The organism is Streptomyces sp. NPDC040718, assembly GCF_055593565.1.
The window spans coordinates 67430-85514 of record NZ_JBVIXO010000003.1; the positions used below are offsets into that span (position 1 = coordinate 67430).

The 18085-nt window shown below is 71.8% G+C and carries 16 protein-coding genes and 4 pseudogenes; 8 read left to right on the forward strand and 12 right to left on the reverse strand.

Features of this window, described 5'->3' with window-relative positions; all coding sequences use genetic code 11:
• Positions 1–14: 14 nt before the first annotated feature.
• Both ACZ597_RS09030 and ACZ597_RS09035 read right to left on the reverse strand, forming a co-directional pair.
• The gene (locus ACZ597_RS09030; protein ID WP_471326982.1) at positions 15–665 is read right to left on the reverse strand and encodes a response regulator transcription factor; all 651 of its coding nucleotides are present in this window, start codon (positions 663–665) and stop codon (positions 15–17) included.
• A 4-nt stretch (positions 666–669) separates the two neighbouring features.
• Complete coding sequence (locus ACZ597_RS09035) at positions 670–1845, reverse strand: sensor histidine kinase (protein WP_471326985.1); 1176 nt, start codon at positions 1843–1845, stop codon at positions 670–672.
• 108 nt (positions 1846–1953) lie between these two features.
• On the opposite strand from ACZ597_RS09035, the gene ACZ597_RS09040 reads away from it, so the two are divergent.
• The 3 genes from ACZ597_RS09040 to ACZ597_RS09050 are packed head-to-tail and all read left to right on the forward strand — an operon-like array spanning position 1954 to position 4119.
• Complete coding sequence (locus tag ACZ597_RS09040) at positions 1954–2868, forward strand: ATP-binding cassette domain-containing protein (protein ID WP_471326987.1); 915 nt, start codon at positions 1954–1956, stop codon at positions 2866–2868.
• Between the two features lie 5 nt (positions 2869–2873).
• Entirely contained in the window at positions 2874–3641 is a 768-nt protein-coding gene (locus tag ACZ597_RS09045; RefSeq protein WP_471326990.1) for an ABC transporter permease, read from the forward strand.
• Positions 3642–3681: 40 nt separating this feature from the next.
• Positions 3682–4119, forward strand: coding sequence for a hypothetical protein (locus ACZ597_RS09050; RefSeq protein WP_471326992.1), 438 nt, complete (start codon positions 3682–3684; stop codon positions 4117–4119).
• On the opposite strand, the pseudogene ACZ597_RS09055 reads toward ACZ597_RS09050, so the two are convergent.
• A pseudogene (locus ACZ597_RS09055) lies at positions 4119–4277 on the reverse strand (mismatch-specific DNA-glycosylase); the annotation flags it as partial. The gene ACZ597_RS09050 and the pseudogene ACZ597_RS09055 overlap by 1 nt on opposite strands.
• Positions 4278–4393: 116 nt before the next feature.
• Here ACZ597_RS09055 and ACZ597_RS09060 point away from each other — a divergent pair.
• Positions 4394–4684 (forward strand): hypothetical protein, encoded by a 291-nt coding sequence (locus ACZ597_RS09060; RefSeq protein WP_471326995.1) that lies wholly within the window; start codon positions 4394–4396, stop codon positions 4682–4684.
• Between the two features lie 203 nt (positions 4685–4887).
• On the opposite strand, the pseudogene ACZ597_RS09065 reads toward ACZ597_RS09060, so the two are convergent.
• Positions 4888–5139 (reverse strand): annotated as a pseudogene (locus ACZ597_RS09065) (mismatch-specific DNA-glycosylase); the annotation flags it as partial.
• A gap of 151 nt (positions 5140–5290) precedes the next feature.
• Here ACZ597_RS09065 and ACZ597_RS09070 point away from each other — a divergent pair.
• Positions 5291–6388 carry a tyrosine-type recombinase/integrase gene (locus tag ACZ597_RS09070; protein ID WP_471326998.1) on the forward strand — a complete coding sequence of 366 codons (1098 nt, stop codon included), beginning with the start codon at positions 5291–5293 and terminating at the stop codon, positions 6386–6388.
• Positions 6389–6757: 369 nt separating this feature from the next.
• Here the strand turns inward: ACZ597_RS09070 and ACZ597_RS09075 are convergent, their stop codons facing one another.
• From ACZ597_RS09075 to ACZ597_RS09100, 6 genes and pseudogenes are all read right to left on the reverse strand, one after another.
• Complete coding sequence (locus ACZ597_RS09075) at positions 6758–7318, reverse strand: barstar family protein (protein ID WP_471327001.1); 561 nt, start codon at positions 7316–7318, stop codon at positions 6758–6760.
• A 391-nt stretch (positions 7319–7709) separates the two neighbouring features.
• Positions 7710–7874 (reverse strand): annotated as a pseudogene (locus ACZ597_RS09080) (uracil-DNA glycosylase family protein); the annotation flags it as partial.
• Positions 7871–9304, reverse strand: a complete 1434-nt coding sequence (gene purB / locus ACZ597_RS09085; RefSeq protein WP_471327004.1) for an adenylosuccinate lyase — start codon at positions 9302–9304, stop codon at positions 7871–7873. The pseudogene ACZ597_RS09080 and the gene purB, both read right to left, overlap by 4 nt.
• Before the next feature lie 71 nt (positions 9305–9375).
• Positions 9376–10158, reverse strand: coding sequence for an SGNH/GDSL hydrolase family protein (locus ACZ597_RS09090; protein ID WP_471327006.1), 783 nt, complete (start codon positions 10156–10158; stop codon positions 9376–9378).
• 55 nt (positions 10159–10213) lie between these two features.
• On the reverse strand, positions 10214–11233 hold the full coding sequence (locus ACZ597_RS09095; protein ID WP_471327009.1) for a hemolysin family protein: 1020 nt from the start codon (positions 11231–11233) through the stop codon (positions 10214–10216).
• Positions 11230–12570 carry a hemolysin family protein gene (locus tag ACZ597_RS09100; protein WP_471327011.1) on the reverse strand — a complete coding sequence of 447 codons (1341 nt, stop codon included), beginning with the start codon at positions 12568–12570 and terminating at the stop codon, positions 11230–11232. Before ACZ597_RS09100 ends, ACZ597_RS09095 begins: the two co-directional genes overlap by 4 nt.
• 268 nt (positions 12571–12838) lie before the next feature.
• On the opposite strand from ACZ597_RS09100, the pseudogene ACZ597_RS09105 reads away from it, so the two are divergent.
• From ACZ597_RS09105 to ACZ597_RS09115, 3 genes and pseudogenes are all read left to right on the forward strand, one after another.
• Positions 12839–12972: pseudogene (locus ACZ597_RS09105) on the forward strand (GNAT family N-acetyltransferase); the annotation flags it as partial.
• 438 nt (positions 12973–13410) lie between these two features.
• Positions 13411–14475, forward strand: a complete 1065-nt coding sequence (locus ACZ597_RS09110) for a gluconolaconase (RefSeq protein ID WP_471327014.1) — start codon at positions 13411–13413, stop codon at positions 14473–14475.
• 10 nt (positions 14476–14485) lie between these two features.
• Positions 14486–15643: an NHL repeat-containing protein gene (locus ACZ597_RS09115; protein WP_471327017.1), complete on the forward strand. Its 1158-nt coding sequence runs from the start codon at positions 14486–14488 to the stop codon at positions 15641–15643.
• On the opposite strand, the gene ACZ597_RS09120 is transcribed toward ACZ597_RS09115, so the two are convergent.
• Complete coding sequence (locus tag ACZ597_RS09120) at positions 15640–16665, reverse strand: protein kinase domain-containing protein (protein ID WP_471327020.1); 1026 nt, start codon at positions 16663–16665, stop codon at positions 15640–15642. The genes ACZ597_RS09115 and ACZ597_RS09120 overlap by 4 nt on opposite strands.
• Positions 16662–18065: a serine/threonine-protein kinase gene (locus ACZ597_RS09125; protein WP_471327022.1), complete on the reverse strand. Its 1404-nt coding sequence runs from the start codon at positions 18063–18065 to the stop codon at positions 16662–16664. Before ACZ597_RS09125 ends, ACZ597_RS09120 begins: the two co-directional genes overlap by 4 nt.
• Positions 18066–18085: the final 20 nt, after the last annotated feature.

The following is an 18085-nucleotide window of genomic DNA, read 5'->3' on the forward strand; positions in this document are numbered from 1 at the left end:
AGCCCGCCCCCGCCTCAGGCCGGCGCGACGAAGCCGGACTCGTACGCCGTGATCACCGCCTGCGTGCGGTCGCGGGCCCCCAGCTTCCCCAGGATCGCGCTGACATGAGACTTCACGGTCTCCGTGCCGACGATCAGCTCGCGGGCGATCTCCACGTTGGTCAGGCCCCGGGACATGAGCCGCAGCACGGCCTCCTCGCGCTCCGTCAGCGCGGCCCGCTCCAGGACCGCACGGGCTTCCCGGTTCCCGTACTCGGCGGCCAGAGCCCGCACGGCCGACGGGAAGAGCAGGGTCTCGCCCTCGGCCACGAGCCGCACCGCGTGCACGATCTCCGAGGGGCGGGCCCGCTTCAACAGGAAGCCGTCGGCTCCGGCGCGCAGCGCCTGGTAGACGTACTCGTCGTTCTCGAAGGTCGTGACCACGAGGATCTTCGGCGGGGAGTCCACCGACCGCAGCACCGCCCTGGTCGCCTCGATCCCGTCGAGCAGCGGCATCCGTACGTCCATCGCCACCACGTCCGGCCGCAGCTGCCGCACGAGGGGGATGACGGACGCCCCGTCCGCGGCCTCACCCACCACCTCGATGTCGGGCTGGGCGTCCAGGACGGCGCGCAGACCCGCGCGCACCAGGGGTTCGTCGTCGACGAGCAGTACGGTAACCGGCATCCGGTCAGGGTATTCGCTCCAGCGGAAGTCGCGCGCACACCCGCCAACCACCCTTGTGGGGGCCGGTTTCGGCCTCGCCGCCGAGCAGCGCCGCCCGCTCCCTCATGCCCCGCAGCCCGCTCCCGCCGCCCGTCGTGACGGCGGGCCGCTCCGGCAGCGGGTTGGTCACCTCCAGTTCCAGTCGGCCCGGGGCCGTGTCGATCCGCACCCGGATCGGCACGGCGCCGCAGTGGCGCAGCACGTTGGTGAGTGCCTCCTGCAGGATCCGGTACCCCTCGCGGGTGACCGGCCCGGGCAACTTCTCCAGCGGGCCGGTCAGTTGTGCGTCGACCTCCGCCCCCGAGGCGCGGGCCGACTCCAGCAGCCGGTCCGCCTCCATCAGGGTCGGCCGCTGCGAGGGCGGTTGCGCGGACTCCCGCAGCACCAGCAGGACCCGTTCCAGATCCTCCAGAGCGGCCCGGCCGGTCTCCTCGATCGCGCTCAGCGCGCGGTCGGTGAACTCGGGGTTCCCCGCGGCCCGTGCCGCGCCCGCCTGGACCACCGCCACCGTCAGGGCGTGCCCGATGGAGTCGTGCAGCTCGCGCGCGATCCGGGTCCGCTCCAACAGCTGCTCCGTACGAGCCTCCAGCGCGGTCAGCCGTTCGGCGGCGGACGGCCCCAGCAGGCGCCGCGCGATGGTGGTGATCAGCTCGCCGAGCAGGACCACGATCAGGACGAGCAGGATGAGCGGCACCGGCGCGAGGAGGGCCGCGGCCCAGCGCGACGGGATGACCGGCAGCGAGAGGTCTGAACCCAGCGGGTGCCCGAGCGCGATCGTGATCAGCTCGATGGCCTGGGCGGGCAGCCACACGGTGGCGAACATCGCCGCCCCGGCGACGACGAGGCGTATCTCCAGCCACAGCACGGTCCGCCACCGGTCCGCCCACAGCGCCGACGGGGCGCTGCCGATGGGGCTGTCCCCACCGCCCCGGTCCTGCGGAGTGAGCAGGAACTGTGCCTGGAGCCCCTCGGCCAGCCGCACCCACGGCACGAACCCGAACGGTATGACGATCAGCAGGGGCATCCAGGGCGCGCGGGGGTTGATGAACATCCATAGGGCCAGCAGCAGCACCGGGACGCACAAGTGCAGCCAGCGCGAGTACGTCACCGGCCGGAACGGGGCGCGGAGAAGTCGGATCATGCCCCCATCGTGGCAGGGCACGGGCCGGTGCCGTCTCCCCCACGTGGGGGAGACGGCACCCTCGCATGGGGGAGGGAAGGGACCGGGCCGGACGGCGAATCTTGAGCCATGAACCGCATCGAGATCCGCGAACTGACCAAGGACCACGGCACCCACCGGGTCGTGGACCACCTCAACCTCGACGTCCTGCCGGGCAGGGTCACCGGATTCCTGGGGCCCAACGGGGCCGGCAAGTCCACCACCATGCGCCTCATCCTGGGACTGGACCGGCCCACCGCCGGCAGCGCCACCATCGGCGGCCGCCGGTTCACCGACCTGCGGAGCCCGCTGCGCGAGGTGGGCGCCCTGCTCGACCCACAGGCGCCCCACGCCGGACGAAGGGCCCGGGACCACCTCCTCGCACTCGCCGTGAGCAACGGCATCCCGGCCACCCGGGTGGACGCGGTCCTCGAACAGGCCGGCATCGCGGCGGTCGCCCGGCGCCGGATCGGCACCTTCTCGCTCGGTATGCGCCAGCGCCTGGGCATAGCCGCAGCCCTGCTGGGAGACCCCGGTGTCCTGCTGCTGGACGAGCCGACCAACGGCCTCGACCCGGAGGGGATCATCTGGATCCGCGAGCTGATGCGCGGCCTCGCCGCCGAGGGGCGCACCGTCTTCGTCTCCAGCCACCTCATGGCCGAGTCCGCCTCGTTCGTCGACCACCTCGTCGTCCTCGGACAGGGTCGGCTGCTCGCCGACACCCCGCTACAGGAGTTCATCGACGCCCGCAGCACGCCCAGGGTCCGGCTGCGGACCTCGGACCCGGACCGGCTGGAAGCCGCCCTGGTCCGTGAGGGCCTGCGCATGTCCGCCGCCGAGAACGGGCGCTGGACCGTCGACGGCGTACAGGCCGAGCGGATCGGGGCCCTCGCCGCCCGGGAAGGCATCGCCGTACTGGAACTCTCCGACGAGCGGGCCTCACTGGAGCAGGCCTACCTCGACCTCACCGCCGACCGCACCCCCTTCTCCGCCACCGCCGCCTGAATCCGATGGGAGCCACTTCCGTGACCGCCGCCGCCCTGCCCCCCGTCCCCGTCCTGCACTCGGAATGGATCAAGATACGGTCCTCCCGCGCCGTCCTCGGATCGCTGATCGCCGTCTTCGCGGCCACCGCCGGAATCACGGCACTCACCGCCGCCGCGATAGGCACGTCGGAGCCCGGCGCCCTGGGCGAGGACCGCCTGCTGGGGGCCTTCTTCGGAATCAACTTCGGTCAGATAGCGGCCATAGCCTTCGGCGCGACAGCCTTCGCCGGCGAGTTCCGGCCTGGAGCCCTGAGGGTCTCGCTCACTGCCGTGCCCAACCGGACCCGGCTGTACCTGTCCAAGACCGCCGCCGTGGCCGGACTCGCCTTCGTGGTCGGGCAGATCACCGGCCTCGTCACCTTCCTGGCCGGGCAGGCGTCGATGGGGGAGTACGCCCTCTCCCTCGGCGACCCCGGGACGGTGCGCGCCGTCTTCGGCAGCGGTGTCTACCTGACCCTGATCGCCCTGCTGTCGGCCGGCCTGACCGCCCTGGTGCGCAGCGGAACCCTCGTGATGAGCCTGCTCATACCCTTCCTGCTGATCGTGCCCTTCGTGGTGGGCCAGGTCGTCGGCGGGGCCATGCAGTTCATGCCCGACCGGGCGGGCCAGATGGTGATGCGGGCGCACGCGGACGGGTCGCTCGGGCCCTGGAGCGGGCTCGCGGTGGCCGCTCTGTGGGCCCTCGCCGCCCTGGGCGCGGGCTGGCTGGCAGTACGGCGCCGCGACGCGTGACGCCGGGCCAGTTGTCAGTGGTCCGCCCGATACTGGCGGCATGACCACGGCAGACCATCTCGACACGATCGACCGGCTGCGGGGGCGGGAGTTCCCGTCCGGGCCGGCGGTGTCCGGCGTACAGAGCGCCGGCCTGGGTTACCACCTGGTCCAGCTCGGCCGGACCCGGGATTCCTGGGACGACGACGGCTCCGGCTGGGAGGAGGCCGAGGAACAGATCAGCGCCGAGTACGCGGCGCTCACCCAGGCCGTCACCGACCGGTGGGGACCGCCGCAGGTCTTCGCCCTGGCATCGCTGATGGACCGGTCGTTCGACGGGGAGGAGATACCGGAGCCGTGGAGCGAGCTGTGCAACACCACCGACCACGTACACCTGTGGCGGGTCGGGGAGCGGTGGCTGGTGGTCTGCGTGGCCCAATGGGACAAGGAGTTCCCCCTCATGCTGATGGCAGGGGTCACCGTGGTCGACCCGCCGTAGGGTGCGGAGGTCGCGGCCAGGCGCAGGCGGGCGTACTCCTCGGCCATGGATTCGGCGGTCCAGTGGGCGTTCAGACCGCTCGGGTTGGGCAGGGCCCAGATAAGGGTGGCCCCGATGGAGCGCTCCTGGGGACCGATCACTGCCTTCCGCTCACCGAACGGTGCCTGGCTCGGCGCTGACGGTGATGGAGACCCTTACACCGCCGGCTCGGGCCAGCACAGGGCGGGACTGTGTACCGGCCGTTACCCGAACGGCGCAAGATCGTTGGCAGCGCATGAACAACACCAAGCGCGTACTTGCCGCCCTCTCCCTCGGTACTGCTGCCCTTCTCGGGGCCCTTGCCGTACCGGCCAGCGCAGACGACGGTTTGCCCTTTCCCGGCGCTGCCGGGTCGTCCGTAGCGTCCGCTAGTGGTTCCAGCAACCAAGCTCCGGGCGAATGGAACTGGAACTGGAAGAGCAACATGCAAAATCAGAACGGCTTGGCCAACCTCTCCAACAACGGCAACCTCTGCGCTGGGCTGGCTGGCGTACTGGCACCCAGCGCCAGCTGCACGAACGGCTAGAACGGGGCACCAGCGGCGCCGAAGTCCTCACGCGCCTTGAGTCGGTGGCGCGGACGGTAGAGCGGTTGAACGTTCCCGTCCGTGTCCGTCCCGCTGGGCGCTAGCGGCCGGCGGGATGCCCTCACCGTCCAGGTGGGGGCATTTTGTTGCTGCGGTCCTGGTCAGGCGGCTAGGCCGACGGTATGCGTCACATGCGAGTTGCTACGGCTTGCGAAGGCAGTGCGGTAGGCGGTGACGCCGACCACGGCCAGCCACTGGGGGCGCAGCCGTTCCACCTTCGCCGTCAGGATCCGGCCGCCCTCGCGGAATTCCTCGGCGCTCAGCTCGTCGGCGCGGGCGGTGGCCCGGGCGACGACGTTGGTGATGCCCAGCCGGTAGGACAACAGCTCTTCCTGCTCCTCGGGGGCGAGCCTGTGGGGGGTGAAACCCGACAGGTGCACTGTTATCTGCACCATCTTCGCTCGTTGGTCTCGGTGACAGTCCCCGAGACCAACGAGGAGAGCGAAGTGGATCTACGGCATGAACTGATGGAGGGGCGGGCGGACCTTCCCCGCGTCGGGGCGGTGCTCCCGGCGCGGGGGATCCATCCTCCGTACGTCGTCGTCAATGGGTTACGACGACGAGATCGAGCCGGTCACCGCCTATCTGCGCGACCTGGCGTTGAACGACAGCAGTCCGCTGACTGTACGCAGCTACGGGTACGGGCTGCTGCGCTGGTTCCGGCTGTTGTGGCTGCTCGGTGTCGCCTGGGAGAAGGCGACGGAGGCCGAGACGGCTGCGCTGACCGGGTGGCTGCGTACGGCGCCGAACCCGCAGCGTCGACGGAAGTCCGCCGGAGCCGCCGCCCCGGGCTCGGTGAACCTGCGCACCGGCAAGCCGGTCCTGCGGGCCGGATACGCGCCTCGGACGATCAACCACGCTCTATCGGTCGTGAGCGGCTTCTACGAGTTCCACGCCCACCAGGGCAATGGGCCAGTCGCCAACCCTGTGCCGGTCTCGCCGCAGCGGCGGCGGGCGCTGGCCCACCTCAGCCCGCTGGAGCCCAAGCCTGTGCTCGGCAGGGCCCGGCTGCGGCAGAAGGTCGCCGACCGGCCGCCCAGGTCGATCCCTGACCACCTCTGGGACGAGTTGTTCGAGCGCATGGGCTGCGAGCGCGACCGAGCACTGCTGGAGTTCTACGTCTCCAGCGGAGCGCGCGCCGAGGAACTGCTCGGCGTCGGCATCGGCGACCTCGACTGGGCGGGTCAGAAGATCTACGTGATCTCCAAGGGCACCCGGGAGCGTCAGCCCGTCCCGGCTTCGCCGCAGGCGTTCGTACGCCTGGCCCGCTACCTCGACGAGATCGGCACCCCGCCGGCGGACGAGCCGCTGTGGCGGACTCGCCGCGGCGCGGACCGGCCGATGTCCTACTGGGCGATGCGTCGGATCATTCAGCGTGCGAATGAGGCCCTGGGCACCAACTGGACGCTGCACGATCTGCGGCACACGGCCGCCAATCGCATGGCAAATGGTGGCAAGCTCACCCTGCCCGAGGTCCAGGCCGTCCTGCGGCACGCCAACATCCAGACCACCAGTCGCTATCTGGCGGTTCGCATCGAGGAGATCTTCGACAAGCTCACTGAGCACTACAACGCCCCGCGGGTCGAACGCAGCTACCCCACCGGCTACAACGCGGACGACATCGCGGCGGTGTTCGGTGCCTGACACGCAGCTTCGCACCACCGGTCTCAGTCGCCGCCACGGCCCTGTCCTGGACGGCCTGGAGTTCCCCAGCCGCTTTGTTCAGGGTCGGATCAAGCCGGAGGCGGCTGTCGCGGCCACCCCTCCCAGGCCTCATGGCGAGTTCGGCACAGCCTCCGTGACCCTCTTGTCGAGCGTGGCTGGCTCAGCCGTGATCTGGCCGGACACACCGCGCGCGACCCGTCAGGGCTGGACGCGATCTACCCGCACGCTGCTCGAATACCTCCTCACCTTCCCTGGGCAGACCTGGCAGGAGCGGTGGGACGCCAGCCCACTGGGCCAAGGACAGGTCACTGCCGAGGAGGTGGGGTCGCGCCGCACCACGGGGACCAGTCACTGGAGGACGACCTGGACGCCCTGCTCTTCGAGGACTTCCAGCACGAGGTCGAACAAGGTACCCACGCCATCGCCAGTAGGGCGACGGTCCGCCAACTGGGCCCTGGCCAAAGCCGAGTGCTGCCATTGCAGAGTGAAGGGCGAGGCGGCACCCCAGCCACCTCTCAGGCAGTCGACCAGAGCATCAAGGTTCCACCCGAAGTATCCGCCGGGTCCGTTGATGGCTTCACCGAGCGCGCAGTAGAAGCTGTCCAGATCGACGACATGCCGACCGTCCAAGCTGAACACCTGGCCTGCCGACGCGTCGGGGTTCCCTCGACGCTGGTACTCCCGAGACCACAACGCGACCGACAGCCAGGCTCGCCTGTCCCTGGGATCGAGTTCGTTCCACATGGCGGTGCGATTCAGGCGACCGGTGCGGATCAGGTCCCACACCCGTTCCGCTCCGGGCAGTGCTTGATCGCACCACAGTGTCACGGTGAGGTCGACGAGGCCGGCTCCGTGGGCGGAGGGCTGGCCAGCGACGACAGTGGCGTCGTTTACGAAGTACGACCCCATGGTGACGCCGTCGCGTCGAGCACATCGAGCCTGGCGTTCCCCGCTACGGCGCGACGACCGCCGATATGGCCGAGGCTCCTCAGCAAACCGCCCTGCGGGGCGCACCCCGAGAGTTGGACCCGACGCGTCCCCTCTTCCCGCAGCGGCGTGAACAGCCCCTCTGCCTCGTGAGCAAAGCCCCAGAAGTCGGCGTCGTCCTCGTCGGCGGTCAGAGCATACTTCCGCGCCTCGCCACCCCGGCCTGATGTTCGCATCGCACCCCCATGTGGGCGCTGATCTTACCGGCGCTATCGGGCCTTGCCCGGCCCTTGCGACCGGCCCCCATCCCCCTCAACCTCGGAGGCCCTTTGACGAGTCACATACCCCAGTTCACCCGTGAGGGTGAAGTGCAGAGAAGCAGGACCGGCCAGAAGCGGTTGCCGGGGCGGGCGAAGTGGTGGCCCGTCGCGGCGGAGAGGAGACCCGGATTGATCCCGCAGAAGAGCACACGCAGACCGCCCGCGACCACGTCCGGGAGGACGCGGCCGCGGGCGGCTTCGAGCTCGTCGGGGGTCAGAGGATCGACCCCGGAGCGTAACCGGCGGCCTCCGGGTGCTCCTTGGCGATGGCCTCGATACGGGAGACCACGGCGGCGACCTGGTCACCCGCGGCGCCCGTGAAGGAGAGCTTGTCGGCCATGAGGGCGTCCAGCTGCGCACGGTCCAGCGGCATCCGCTCGTCGGCCGCCAGCTTGTCCAGCAGCTCGTTGCGCTCGGCGCCCTGCTCACGCATGGCCAGGGCGGAGGCCACGGCGTGCTCCTTGATGACCTCGTGCGCGGCCTCGCGGCCCACACCGGCGCGCACCGCGCCCATCAGCACCTTGGTGGTGGCGAGGAAGGGCAGGTAGCGGTCCAGCTCGCGGGCCACGACGGCCGGGAAGGCACCGAACTCGTCGAGGACCGTCAGGAAGGTCTCCAGCAGGCCGTCGAACGCGAAGAACGCGTCGGGCAGGGCCACCCGGCGGACGACGGAGCAGGAGACGTCGCCCTCGTTCCACTGGTCGCCGGCCAGCTCGGCCGTCATCGAGGCGTAGCCGCGCAGGATGACCATGAGGCCGTTCACGCGCTCGCAGGAGCGGGTGTTCATCTTGTGCGGCATCGCGGAGGAGCCGACCTGGCCGGGCTTGAAGCCCTCGGTGACCAGCTCGTGGCCGGCCATCAGGCGGATCGTCTTCGCGATCGAGGAGGGGGCGGCCGCCAGCTGTACCAGGGCCGAGACCACGTCGTAGTCCAGGGAGCGCGGGTAGACCTGGCCGACCGAGGTGAACGCCTGGGCGAAGCCGAGGTGGGTGGCGATCCGCTGCTCCAGGTCGGCCAGCTTGGCGGCGTCGCCGCCCAGCAGGTCGAGCATGTCCTGGGCGGTGCCGACCGGGCCCTTGATCCCGCGCAGCGGGTAGCGCTGGAGGAGGTTCTCCAGGCGGTCGTACGCGACGAGCAGCTCGTCGGCGGCGGTCGCGAAGCGCTTGCCCAGCGTGGTCGCCTGCGCGGCCACGTTGTGGGAGCGGCCGGCCATGACCAGCTCGGCGTGCTCACCGGCGAGCTTGCCGAGGCGGGCCAGGACGGCGACCGTGCGGTCGCGCACCAGCTCCAGCGAGAGCCGGATCTGGAGCTGCTCGACGTTCTCGGTGAGGTCGCGGGAGGTCATGCCCTTGTGGACGTGCTCGTGGCCGGCGAGGGCGTTGAACTCCTCGATCCGGGCCTTCACGTCGTGCCGGGTGACCTTCTCGCGCTCGGCGATGGAGGCGAGGTCGACGGTCTCCAGGACGCGCTCGTAATCGGCGAGGGCGGCGTCGGGGACCTCGATGCCGAGGTCCTTCTGGGCGCGCAGCACGGCGAGCCACAGCCGCCGCTCCAGCGTGACCTTGTACTCGGGGGACCACAGGACGGCGAGCTCCGCGGAGGCGTAGCGGCCGGCCAGGACATTGGGGATGCGGGGCTTGGCAGTCACGTGTAGGGATTCTACTTGGGCCGCGGCTGTGCGTTTACGCAGGTAGGGGCAGCCCTCGGGATTGTGGGTTGCTACGAGAGCGGCGGGGTCCCGTACGGCAGCAGCTCCGGCCGCTTCGCGGGGCGGCCGTCCCCCGAGGAGCGGCCCGACAGCCTCCGCCCGATCCAGGGGAGCAGGTGCCGCCGGGCGAAACGCAGGTCCTCGGCCCGGCGCACGGGCCAGCCCGGCGCGGCCGCGGCGGGCAGCGGCGCCCGCCAGTCCTCCTCGGCGGGCAGCCCCAGAGTCTGCCAGACGGCCTCGGCCACCCTGCGGTGGCCCTCCGGAGCCAGGTGCAGCCGGTCGACGTCCCACAGTCGCGGGTCCCCGAGCGCGGGCGCCCCGTACAGGTCCACCAGCAGCGCCCCGTGCCGCGCGGCGAGCTCTTCGAGGATGCCGAAGAGCTCCTCCATACGAGGCCGGAAGCGTTCCATCACCGGCCCGTCGCGGCCGGGCGAGCGCATCAGCACCAGGTGCTTGCAGGACGGCGCGAGGAGTTCCACCGCGTCCTCCAGGTGCGCCCGGACCCGGCCCATGTCCACCTTGGGACGCAGTGCGTCATTGAGCCCGCCCACCAGGGTCACCACGTCCGCGCCCATCGCGGCGGCGGCCGGGACCTGGTCCTCGGCGATCTGGCCGATCAGCTTGCCGCGCACCGCCAGGTTCGCGTAGCGGAAGCCCGGCTCGCGGGCGGCGAGCCGGGTGGCCAGCAGGTCGGCCCAGCCCCGGTAGGAGCCGTCCGGCAGCAGGTCGGACATCCCCTCGGTGAAGGAGTCGCCGACCGCGACGAAACTGGTGTACGACGCATTCATCTCCATGGCGGAGCGATGCTACCGCGCGGTAGGCCGTTCTTCCCAGGCGCCCGTCCCGGCCTCAGGCGGAGGCGGGACGGCCGAACAGCTCGCGCAGCACGTCCTCCATCGTCACCAGTCCGGCGAGGGCCCCGTCCGTCCCGAGCACCGCCGCCAGGTGCGTACGGCTGCGCCGCATGGCGGTCAGCACGTCGTCCAGCGGGGTGTCCGCCCGCACCTGCGCGATCGGGCGCAGCGCGGACTGCGGGAAGGGCTCGTCCCGCTCCACCACGTCCAGGGCGTCCTTGACGTGCAGGTACCCCAGGATCCGCTGCCGGGCGTCGACCACCGGGAAGCGGGAGTACCCCGACTCGGCGGACAGGGCCTCCAGGGCGGCCGCGGTGATGCCCTGCTCGGCCGTGACGACCCGGTGCACGGGCAGCACCACGTCGGTGACGGGGCGCCGGCCCAGTTCGAGGGCGTCGTGCAGCCGCTCGCTCGCCCGGTCGTCGATGAGCCCCGCGTCACTGGAGTCCTTGACCATCCGGGCCAGCTCGTCGTCCGAGAACGTCGCCGCGACCTCGTCCTTCACGTCCACCCGCAGCAGCCGCAGCAGGGCGTTGGCGAAGGTGTTCACCGCGAAGATCACCGGCTTCAGCCCCCGGGTCAGGGCGACCAGCGGCGGCCCCAGCGCCAGCGCGGTGCGCACCGGCTCGGCCAGGGCCACGTTCTTCGGCACCATCTCGCCGAACAGCATGTGCAGGTAGGTGGCCAGCCCCAGCGCGACCACGAAGGAGATCGCGTGCGTCACCCCGGACGGCACCCCCACCGCGTCGAGCAGCGGGCTCAGCAGGTGCGCGATGGCCGGCTCGGCGACCACGCCCAGCACCAGGGTGCACAGGGTGATGCCGAGCTGCGCCGCCGCCATCAGGGCCGACACGTGCTCCAGGCCCCACAGCACCGCGCGGGCCCGGCGGTCGCCCTGCTCGGCGTACGGCTCGATCTGGCTGCGCCGGACCGAGATCAGCGCGAACTCCGCCCCGACGAAGAAGGCGTTGACGACCAGCGTCGCCAGGCCGATCAGCAGCTGGATCGCGGTCATCGGGTCTCCTCCGCGGTCTCGTCGCCGACGGGTCCGGCCGGCTCGTGCAGGAGCACGCGGGCGGCCCGGCGACCACTGGCGTCGACCACGTCCAGGCGCCAGCCGTCCAGCTCCAGGCTGTCGCCGACGGCCGGGATCCGGCCCAGCTCGGTGGCTATCAGCCCGGCAAGGGTCTCGTACGGGCCCTCGGGCACCCGCAGACCGATCCGCCGGAGCTGATCGGTACGGGCGGCGCCGTCGGCCGAGTACAGGGTGCGGCCGGCCTCGTCCGTGCCGGCCGGGGCCAGGTCGGGGGTCTCGTGCGGGTCGTGCTCGTCACGCACCTCGCCGACGACCTCCTCGACGATGTCCTCCAGGGTGGCCACTCCGGCCGTGCCCCCGTACTCGTCGATCACCACGGCCATGGTCTGCTTGCCGGACAGCCGGTCCAGCAGGCGGTCCACGGTCAGCGACTCCGGTACGAGGAGCGGCTCGCGCAGCAGCCGCGACACCGGGTGGCGGTGCCGCTCGGTGGCGGGCAGGGCCAGTACGTCCTTGATGTGGACGATGCCGACCACGGTGTCGAGGCTGCCCCGGTAGACGGGGAAGCGCGACAGCCCGGTGGCCATCGTCGCGTTGGCCACGTCCTCGGCGGTGGTGTGCACGTCGAGGGCCGTGACCTGGACGCGCGGGGTCATCACGTTCTCCGCGATCAGGTCGGCGAGGTTCAGGGTGCGCACGAACAGCTCGGCGGTGTCCTTCTCCAGCGCGCCCGCCTTGGCGGAGTGCCGCGCCAGGGCCACCAGCTCCTGCGGGCTGCGGGCGGAGGCCAGCTCCTCCGCGGGCTCCATGCCCAAGCGCCGGACCATGTGGTTGGCGGTGGTGTTCAAGTGGCTGATCAGCGGTTTGAACGCTCGGGAGAAGACCCGCTGCATGGTCGCCACGCGCTTGGCGATCGCCAGCGGCGAGGAGATCGCCCAGTTCTTGGGGACCAGTTCGCCGACGACCATCAGGACCACCGTCGAGAGGACGGTGCCGAGGACCAGGGCGGTGGAGGACGCGGCGCCGGCCGACAGGCCCACGTCCTGGAACGGGCCCGTGAGCAGGGCCGCGATCGAGGGCTTGGAGATCATTCCGATGACCAGGCCGGTCACGGTGATGCCGAGCTGGGCGCCGGACAGCTGGAAGGTGAGGCTGCGGACCGCTGCCAGGGCGCTGTCCGCCCCGCGCTCGCCCCGCTCGACGGCCCGTTCGAGCTCGCTGCGCTCGATGGTCGTCAGCGAGAACTCGGCCGCGACGAACACTCCGCAGGCGAGACAGAGCAGCAGCGCCACGATGAGCAGGACTACCTCGGTCATCGGTCGTTCACCTCCGTCCCATGATCGGTCAGGAGGGAGGGGGCCGCGCGATGTCGCGTACCGGGATGTCGGGGACTGGGAGGCTCGCCCATGGGCGGACGCTCACACCTTTCGTCGTGGATCGGGGAAAACCGTTGAGCACATGGTAAAGGAAAGGCAAAGGCAATGGCTCATCCTTTTGGGCGAGCGGGCGCGGGGCGTGGGATCCCGGGAGGAACGATCTTCACATCACCTCCGCCTCGGCCCCCGACCCTGCCCGCCGTGCTGCTTCGACGGCTGGCGCTGGGGCTGCCACCTGTACCGGCTCGCCGTGCACCCGGGCCACCGCCGGCAGGGGATCGGCTCCGCGCTGCCGGCGGCCCCGAGGAGCGGTTCGCGGCGCTGGGCGGCAGGCGCGCCGACGATCTGGACCCGCCGGGTCAAGCCGTTCACGGGCTGATCCGGCGCAGCCCGGACCGCCGGAGGAGTGAACGCCCCGTCCGGCCCCGGCCCCGGCTCCGGCCGCAACCCCCCGAACGCGCGGCCGGGGGCCAATTCGGGCCGCAAGCGGCGCTCCGGCTACGGCGAGGCAGCCCCGGGCTCATGGATCCGGACACGCGGCGCACCCGCCCGGAACGACCGCCGCTGCGGCGCGTCCGGGATCTCCGGCCTCAGTGGATCATGCAAAGACGCACCCGGGACGGCTGCCCGGCCCCGGCGCGCGCCCCGCCCCCGACATGATCAAGTGCCTGGTCAGCGGCTTCTGTCCGGTTGTCGCCGGGTGGCGACTTCTGCACGCTGTCCACCCTTCGATCGGTTGCGTAGCGTAACCGATCATCAACCCAGGGAGGGGAAACGGGTATGGGGCAAGGCAGCGCCAGGAACGACGTGGGCACGGCCTACATCAACGACGTGTTCATGCGGCACCCGCTGACCACGAAGAACCAGCAGGAGCTCGACATCGCCGCCAGGGCCGCCGGCATCCTGGAGCGCAACCTGCGCCGCGGCGTCTTCAGGCGCAACCGCCAGGGAGGGGGCGAGCCGCTCGATCCGATCGGGTTCTCCCTGAACAAGGAGCGCTACGGCACGTTCCCCGCGGACGAGCAGACGGCGCAGGAGCGCGGCTGGCGCGCCTTCATGAACGTCGGCGTACCCGTCATCGAGGAGCGCGCCGACATCCAGCAGCCGCCGCCCGACATGGTGTCCAAGCAGACGTACGTCAACGGCACCGACCCGATCGTGATCACCGTGACGGACACCGTCGAGTTCACGATCTCGAACACGATCAGCTGGTCGCTCCAGGGGGAGGTGAAGCTCACCTTCGGGGCCAAGTCCATCGCATCGCTCCAGCAGCAGCTGGCGAAGAGCATGGAGATGAAGCAGTACCAGAAGACCACCCTGCTCAACAGCAAGGACAACCAGGGCGTCAACACCGAGACGCAGACGGAGGCGACGAGCAACACCACCGCCACCAGCTCCGCCACCGGCACCGGGGAGCTGTGGGGCGAGCTGGCGCTCGGGATCACCGGCTCCGTCAGCGGTTCGCTGACCACCGAGTGGAAGCACGTGTCGACGATGAGCTTCCAGATCAGCAGCCGGGCGGACGTGATGGCCACGACCCGGCGCGAGGTCCGCCAGTTCGACTACGAGTTCCCCGTCACCTTCGGCGGCTGGGTCGCCCTGCACTACCCCGAGCCGGTCGAGGTCAAGGAAACGGCCAAGCAGGGCGCCGAGCCGAGGCACTCCAAGGTCCTCGCGTGGAAGCTCGGCGAGGCCGCCCTCGACTCCAGCCGCTTCGACCTGGCCGACGAGGGGAAGCGGTTCATGCAGAAGGGGACGGCCGAAAGGGTCGCGGTCCGTGCCGGGGAACACCGGGTGTTCCAGCCGGAAGTACTCGACTACCAGACGCAGCCGCAGCCGCTCTAGGGGAGAGACCATGTCCTTCAAGAACATCTTCGACAACGGCGGGGACCAGGCCGGTTCCGCCGACCAGGCCGGCCAGAAGCTCGGCAACGACACCCCGGGGGCGGGGAGCGTCTCGGAAGAGGTGCGCCGGCTGGAGAGCGAGCGGGACCCGTGGCTCGTACGCCAGACCGCACACGGGGCGTTCGACGTCATGGGCTTCCTCGGGCCGCTCTTCCAGAGCACCCGCGCCGCGGCCGCCGCACAGCGCCAGGTCACCGAGGACCCCGCAGCGGCCTCCGGCATGGCCTCGTCCACCACGAAGGCGTTCGGGCCGCCGAAGGTGAGCATCAGCGACGAGGACATGCCCAAGCTGGAGGACCTGTCGAAGCTCATCGCCCACAGGCGCAGCCACACCCTCGTCGCGACGGGGCTGGGCACCTCCGAAGGCGTCGCGGTCGACCCGGCGGGCGGCACGGTGTACGTCGCCGACCGGGGCGGCCTGAGGCTGTCCGCGGTGAAGGCCGACACCGGCGCCCAGCGCGTGGCCGCGAGCGCCCTCGGCGACGTCGGCGACGTGGGGACCGACGGGCAGGGCACCGCCTACACCACGGACTGGGCCGGCGGGCGCCTGCTCGCGGTGAACCTGTCCGACGGCACCTCCCGCAAGATCGCCGACGTGCCGGGGGCCTACGGTGTGGCGCTCGACGCGGCGGCGAACAGGGCCTACGTCACCAACTGGACCGACGGCCAGCTGATCGCGGTCGACCTGCCGGGCGGGCGCAAGACCACGATCGCCACCGGCCTGGGTCAGGGCATCGCCGGAGTGGCCCTGGACGGCAGGGGCAGCGCGTACGTCGGACAGAAGGACAACGGCGCCAAGCTGTACGAGATCCCCCTGGCCGGCGGCGCCCCGCGCGTCGTGGCCACCCTCCCCGCCGGGGCGCGGACCATCCGCGTGGAACTGGACGGCGCCGGCAGGGCCTACACCATCGACCACGCCAACGGCCTCCTCCACGAGATCACCCTCGCCGACGGCGCGCACCGGGTGGTGGCCTCCGGCCTGGGGACCTGCGAGGGGCTCGCCCTGGAGGGCGGCTGGATCTACGTCAGCAACCGCGAGGGCCAGCTGTGGCAGATCGACCGGCGCGCCGCGCAGGCCCCGGGAGGCATCGGCAAGGTCGCGCCCTAGGGGGCACCACCTTCGGGGTGTAAAGGTCGACCGTGACGACCGAGCTCCACCGCCGCGGCCGCCGCGGCCGCCGCGCCGAGCAGCCGCGTCCGGTTCCCGTACGGGGCGGACGGCAGCGGGGGAGCGGCGGGCGGGGCCGGCGGGACCTGCGGCGGCGCGGTGTGCGGCGACGTCCCGCCCGCCTGCGTGGGTACGTACGTCGGGGCGTACCCGGGCGCCGGACCCGCCTCCGGGACGCGGTCGAGCTCCGCCCGCCGCGCCGCGACCGCGCCGGCCCAGGGTTCGGGCAGCCAGCCCTCGACCTCGCCGGCGGCGCGCCCGGCCAGCCGCTCGCACAGCTCCACCAGCCCTCCCGGAGCGGGGCGTTCGGCGGGATCCGCCGCGAGCGCGCCCTCCAGCAGCGGCCGCAGCCGGTCCGGGTACCCCGAGAGGTCCGGCGGACGTACGGCCGTGTTGGCGATCTGCTTCGCCACGGTCAGCGCCCCGCCCTCGCCGTACGGGTGGCGCCCGGTCGCCCCACGGCGGCGATCAGGCCCAGGACGAACACGTCGCTGGCCGGGGTGATGTCCCCGCCCGTGCCCTGCTCGGGCGACATGAACCGGGGCGTCCCGCGCGATCCCGAAGTCGATCACCCACGGCCCGTCCGCCGCCGGCATGATGTTCCCCGGCTTCAGGTCCCGGTGGACGATCCCCGCGGCGTGGACCGCCTCCAGGGCCCGCGCCGCGCACGCCACGACCTGGAGGGCGGCGGTCAGCGGCAGCGGACCGTGGGCGTCCAGGGCCTCGTCCAGCGGCAGGCCCGGCACGTAGGCGGTGGCGGGCCAGGGCTGCTCGCCCTTCGTGTCGTGGTCCACCACGGCTACGAGGTGGTAGCCGCGCGCCTGCTGCGCCGACCGCACCTCCTGCTCGAAGCGGCCGCGGAAGCCGGGGCCGTTCGCGTACTCGCGGCGGATCGTCTTCAGCGGGAGAGGTGGACGGTGTCCATCCCGCCCTCGCCGACCCGCGCGAGCCGGGGCGCTCACGTGCCGCATTGGGCCGTGAGGGCCTGCTCCTCCTCCGAGAGGACGGAGTCCTCCCCGTTCTGTCCGGCGTTCTTCGCGCAGGCGGAGGCCTGGAGGGCGAGTTCGGCCGCGCGGGCCCGGGCGTCCTCCAGGCTGGTCGCCACGATCGTCGACTCGACCTGCCGGCGACGGTACGACGGCAGGTACTGCAGCTCGATCTCGGGATGATCGGTCTCCACCTCCGACAGGTCCATGGAGGCCAGCTTCTGGCTGATGCCCCGGTACACCGCGACGTGCCCGTCGTTGGCGCCCACGTAGTACTGGCTCTGCGTCCACCGGTAGCCGGCGAACACGGTCCCGATGACCACGAGGGCCGCGACGGCGGAGAGGGCCGCGCGGCGCGCGGTGTTGCGCGGCGGCGTCGGTGGCGCCGCCGCCCGCCGGGTCGGGCCGTCCGCGTGTCCGGGGGGCGCCGACCCGGCCCGCCGGGCTACGGGCTCCGCGGCGGCCCGACGGCCCGGGAGGAACGAAAGCGCAGGCGCGGCGGGCTCCCCCGACGACGCCTCGGGGGCGGGCGGCTCGGACGGGGCCGGCTCCGGAGACGGCGGCGCGAGCAGTTCCAACGCCCGCGCCGCCGTCAGGCGCGCGTCCGGGTCCTTCTCCAACAGCCCCGTGATCAGCGGCGCCAGGCGGCCCGCGTGCCGCGGGGGCGGGGCCGAGTCGTTCACGACGGCGTACTGCGAGCCGACCTGGTTCTCCCTGCGGAACGGCGACACGCCCTCGACGGCCTCGTACAGCGTCGTCCCCAGGGAGAACAGATCACTCGGGGCACCGCCCTTCTCGCCCCGAGCGCGCTCGGGCGCAAGGTACGCCATCGAACCGATGATCATGCCCGTTCTGGTCAGGCCGTCCTCGGCCTCGTTGAGGGCGATCCCGAAGTCGGCGAGGAGGATCCGGCCGTCGTCGGCCAGCATCACGTTGGCCGGTTTGATGTCGCGGTGGACGATGCCCTCCCCGTGCGCAGCTCCGAGGGCATTCAGCAGCGCCGAGGCCACCTCCGCCACGTCCTCCACCGGCATCCGGCCGCCCACCCGCAGCCGTTCCTGCAGCGTCGCGCCGCTGACGAGCTCCATGACGATCCACGGCGCCCCGCCCACGAGGACGACGTCGTGGACCGTCACGACGTTCGGGTGGTGGCGCAGTCTGGCCGTGTTGCGGGCCTCGCGCAGGGCCCGCTTCAGGACGTCCGACGCGGCCGCGCCCGACAGGCCCGGGGGCAGCACCAGCTCCTTCACCGCCACCTCGGTGTCGAGCTGCACGTCGTGTGCCTCCCACACCCGGCCCATTCCCCCGGACCCGAGGATCCGGACCAGCCGGTAACGGTCGTTGACCAGCCGTCCCGGCTGCGCCTCGTGCGCCACGCTCGCCCTCCGCTCCGCTC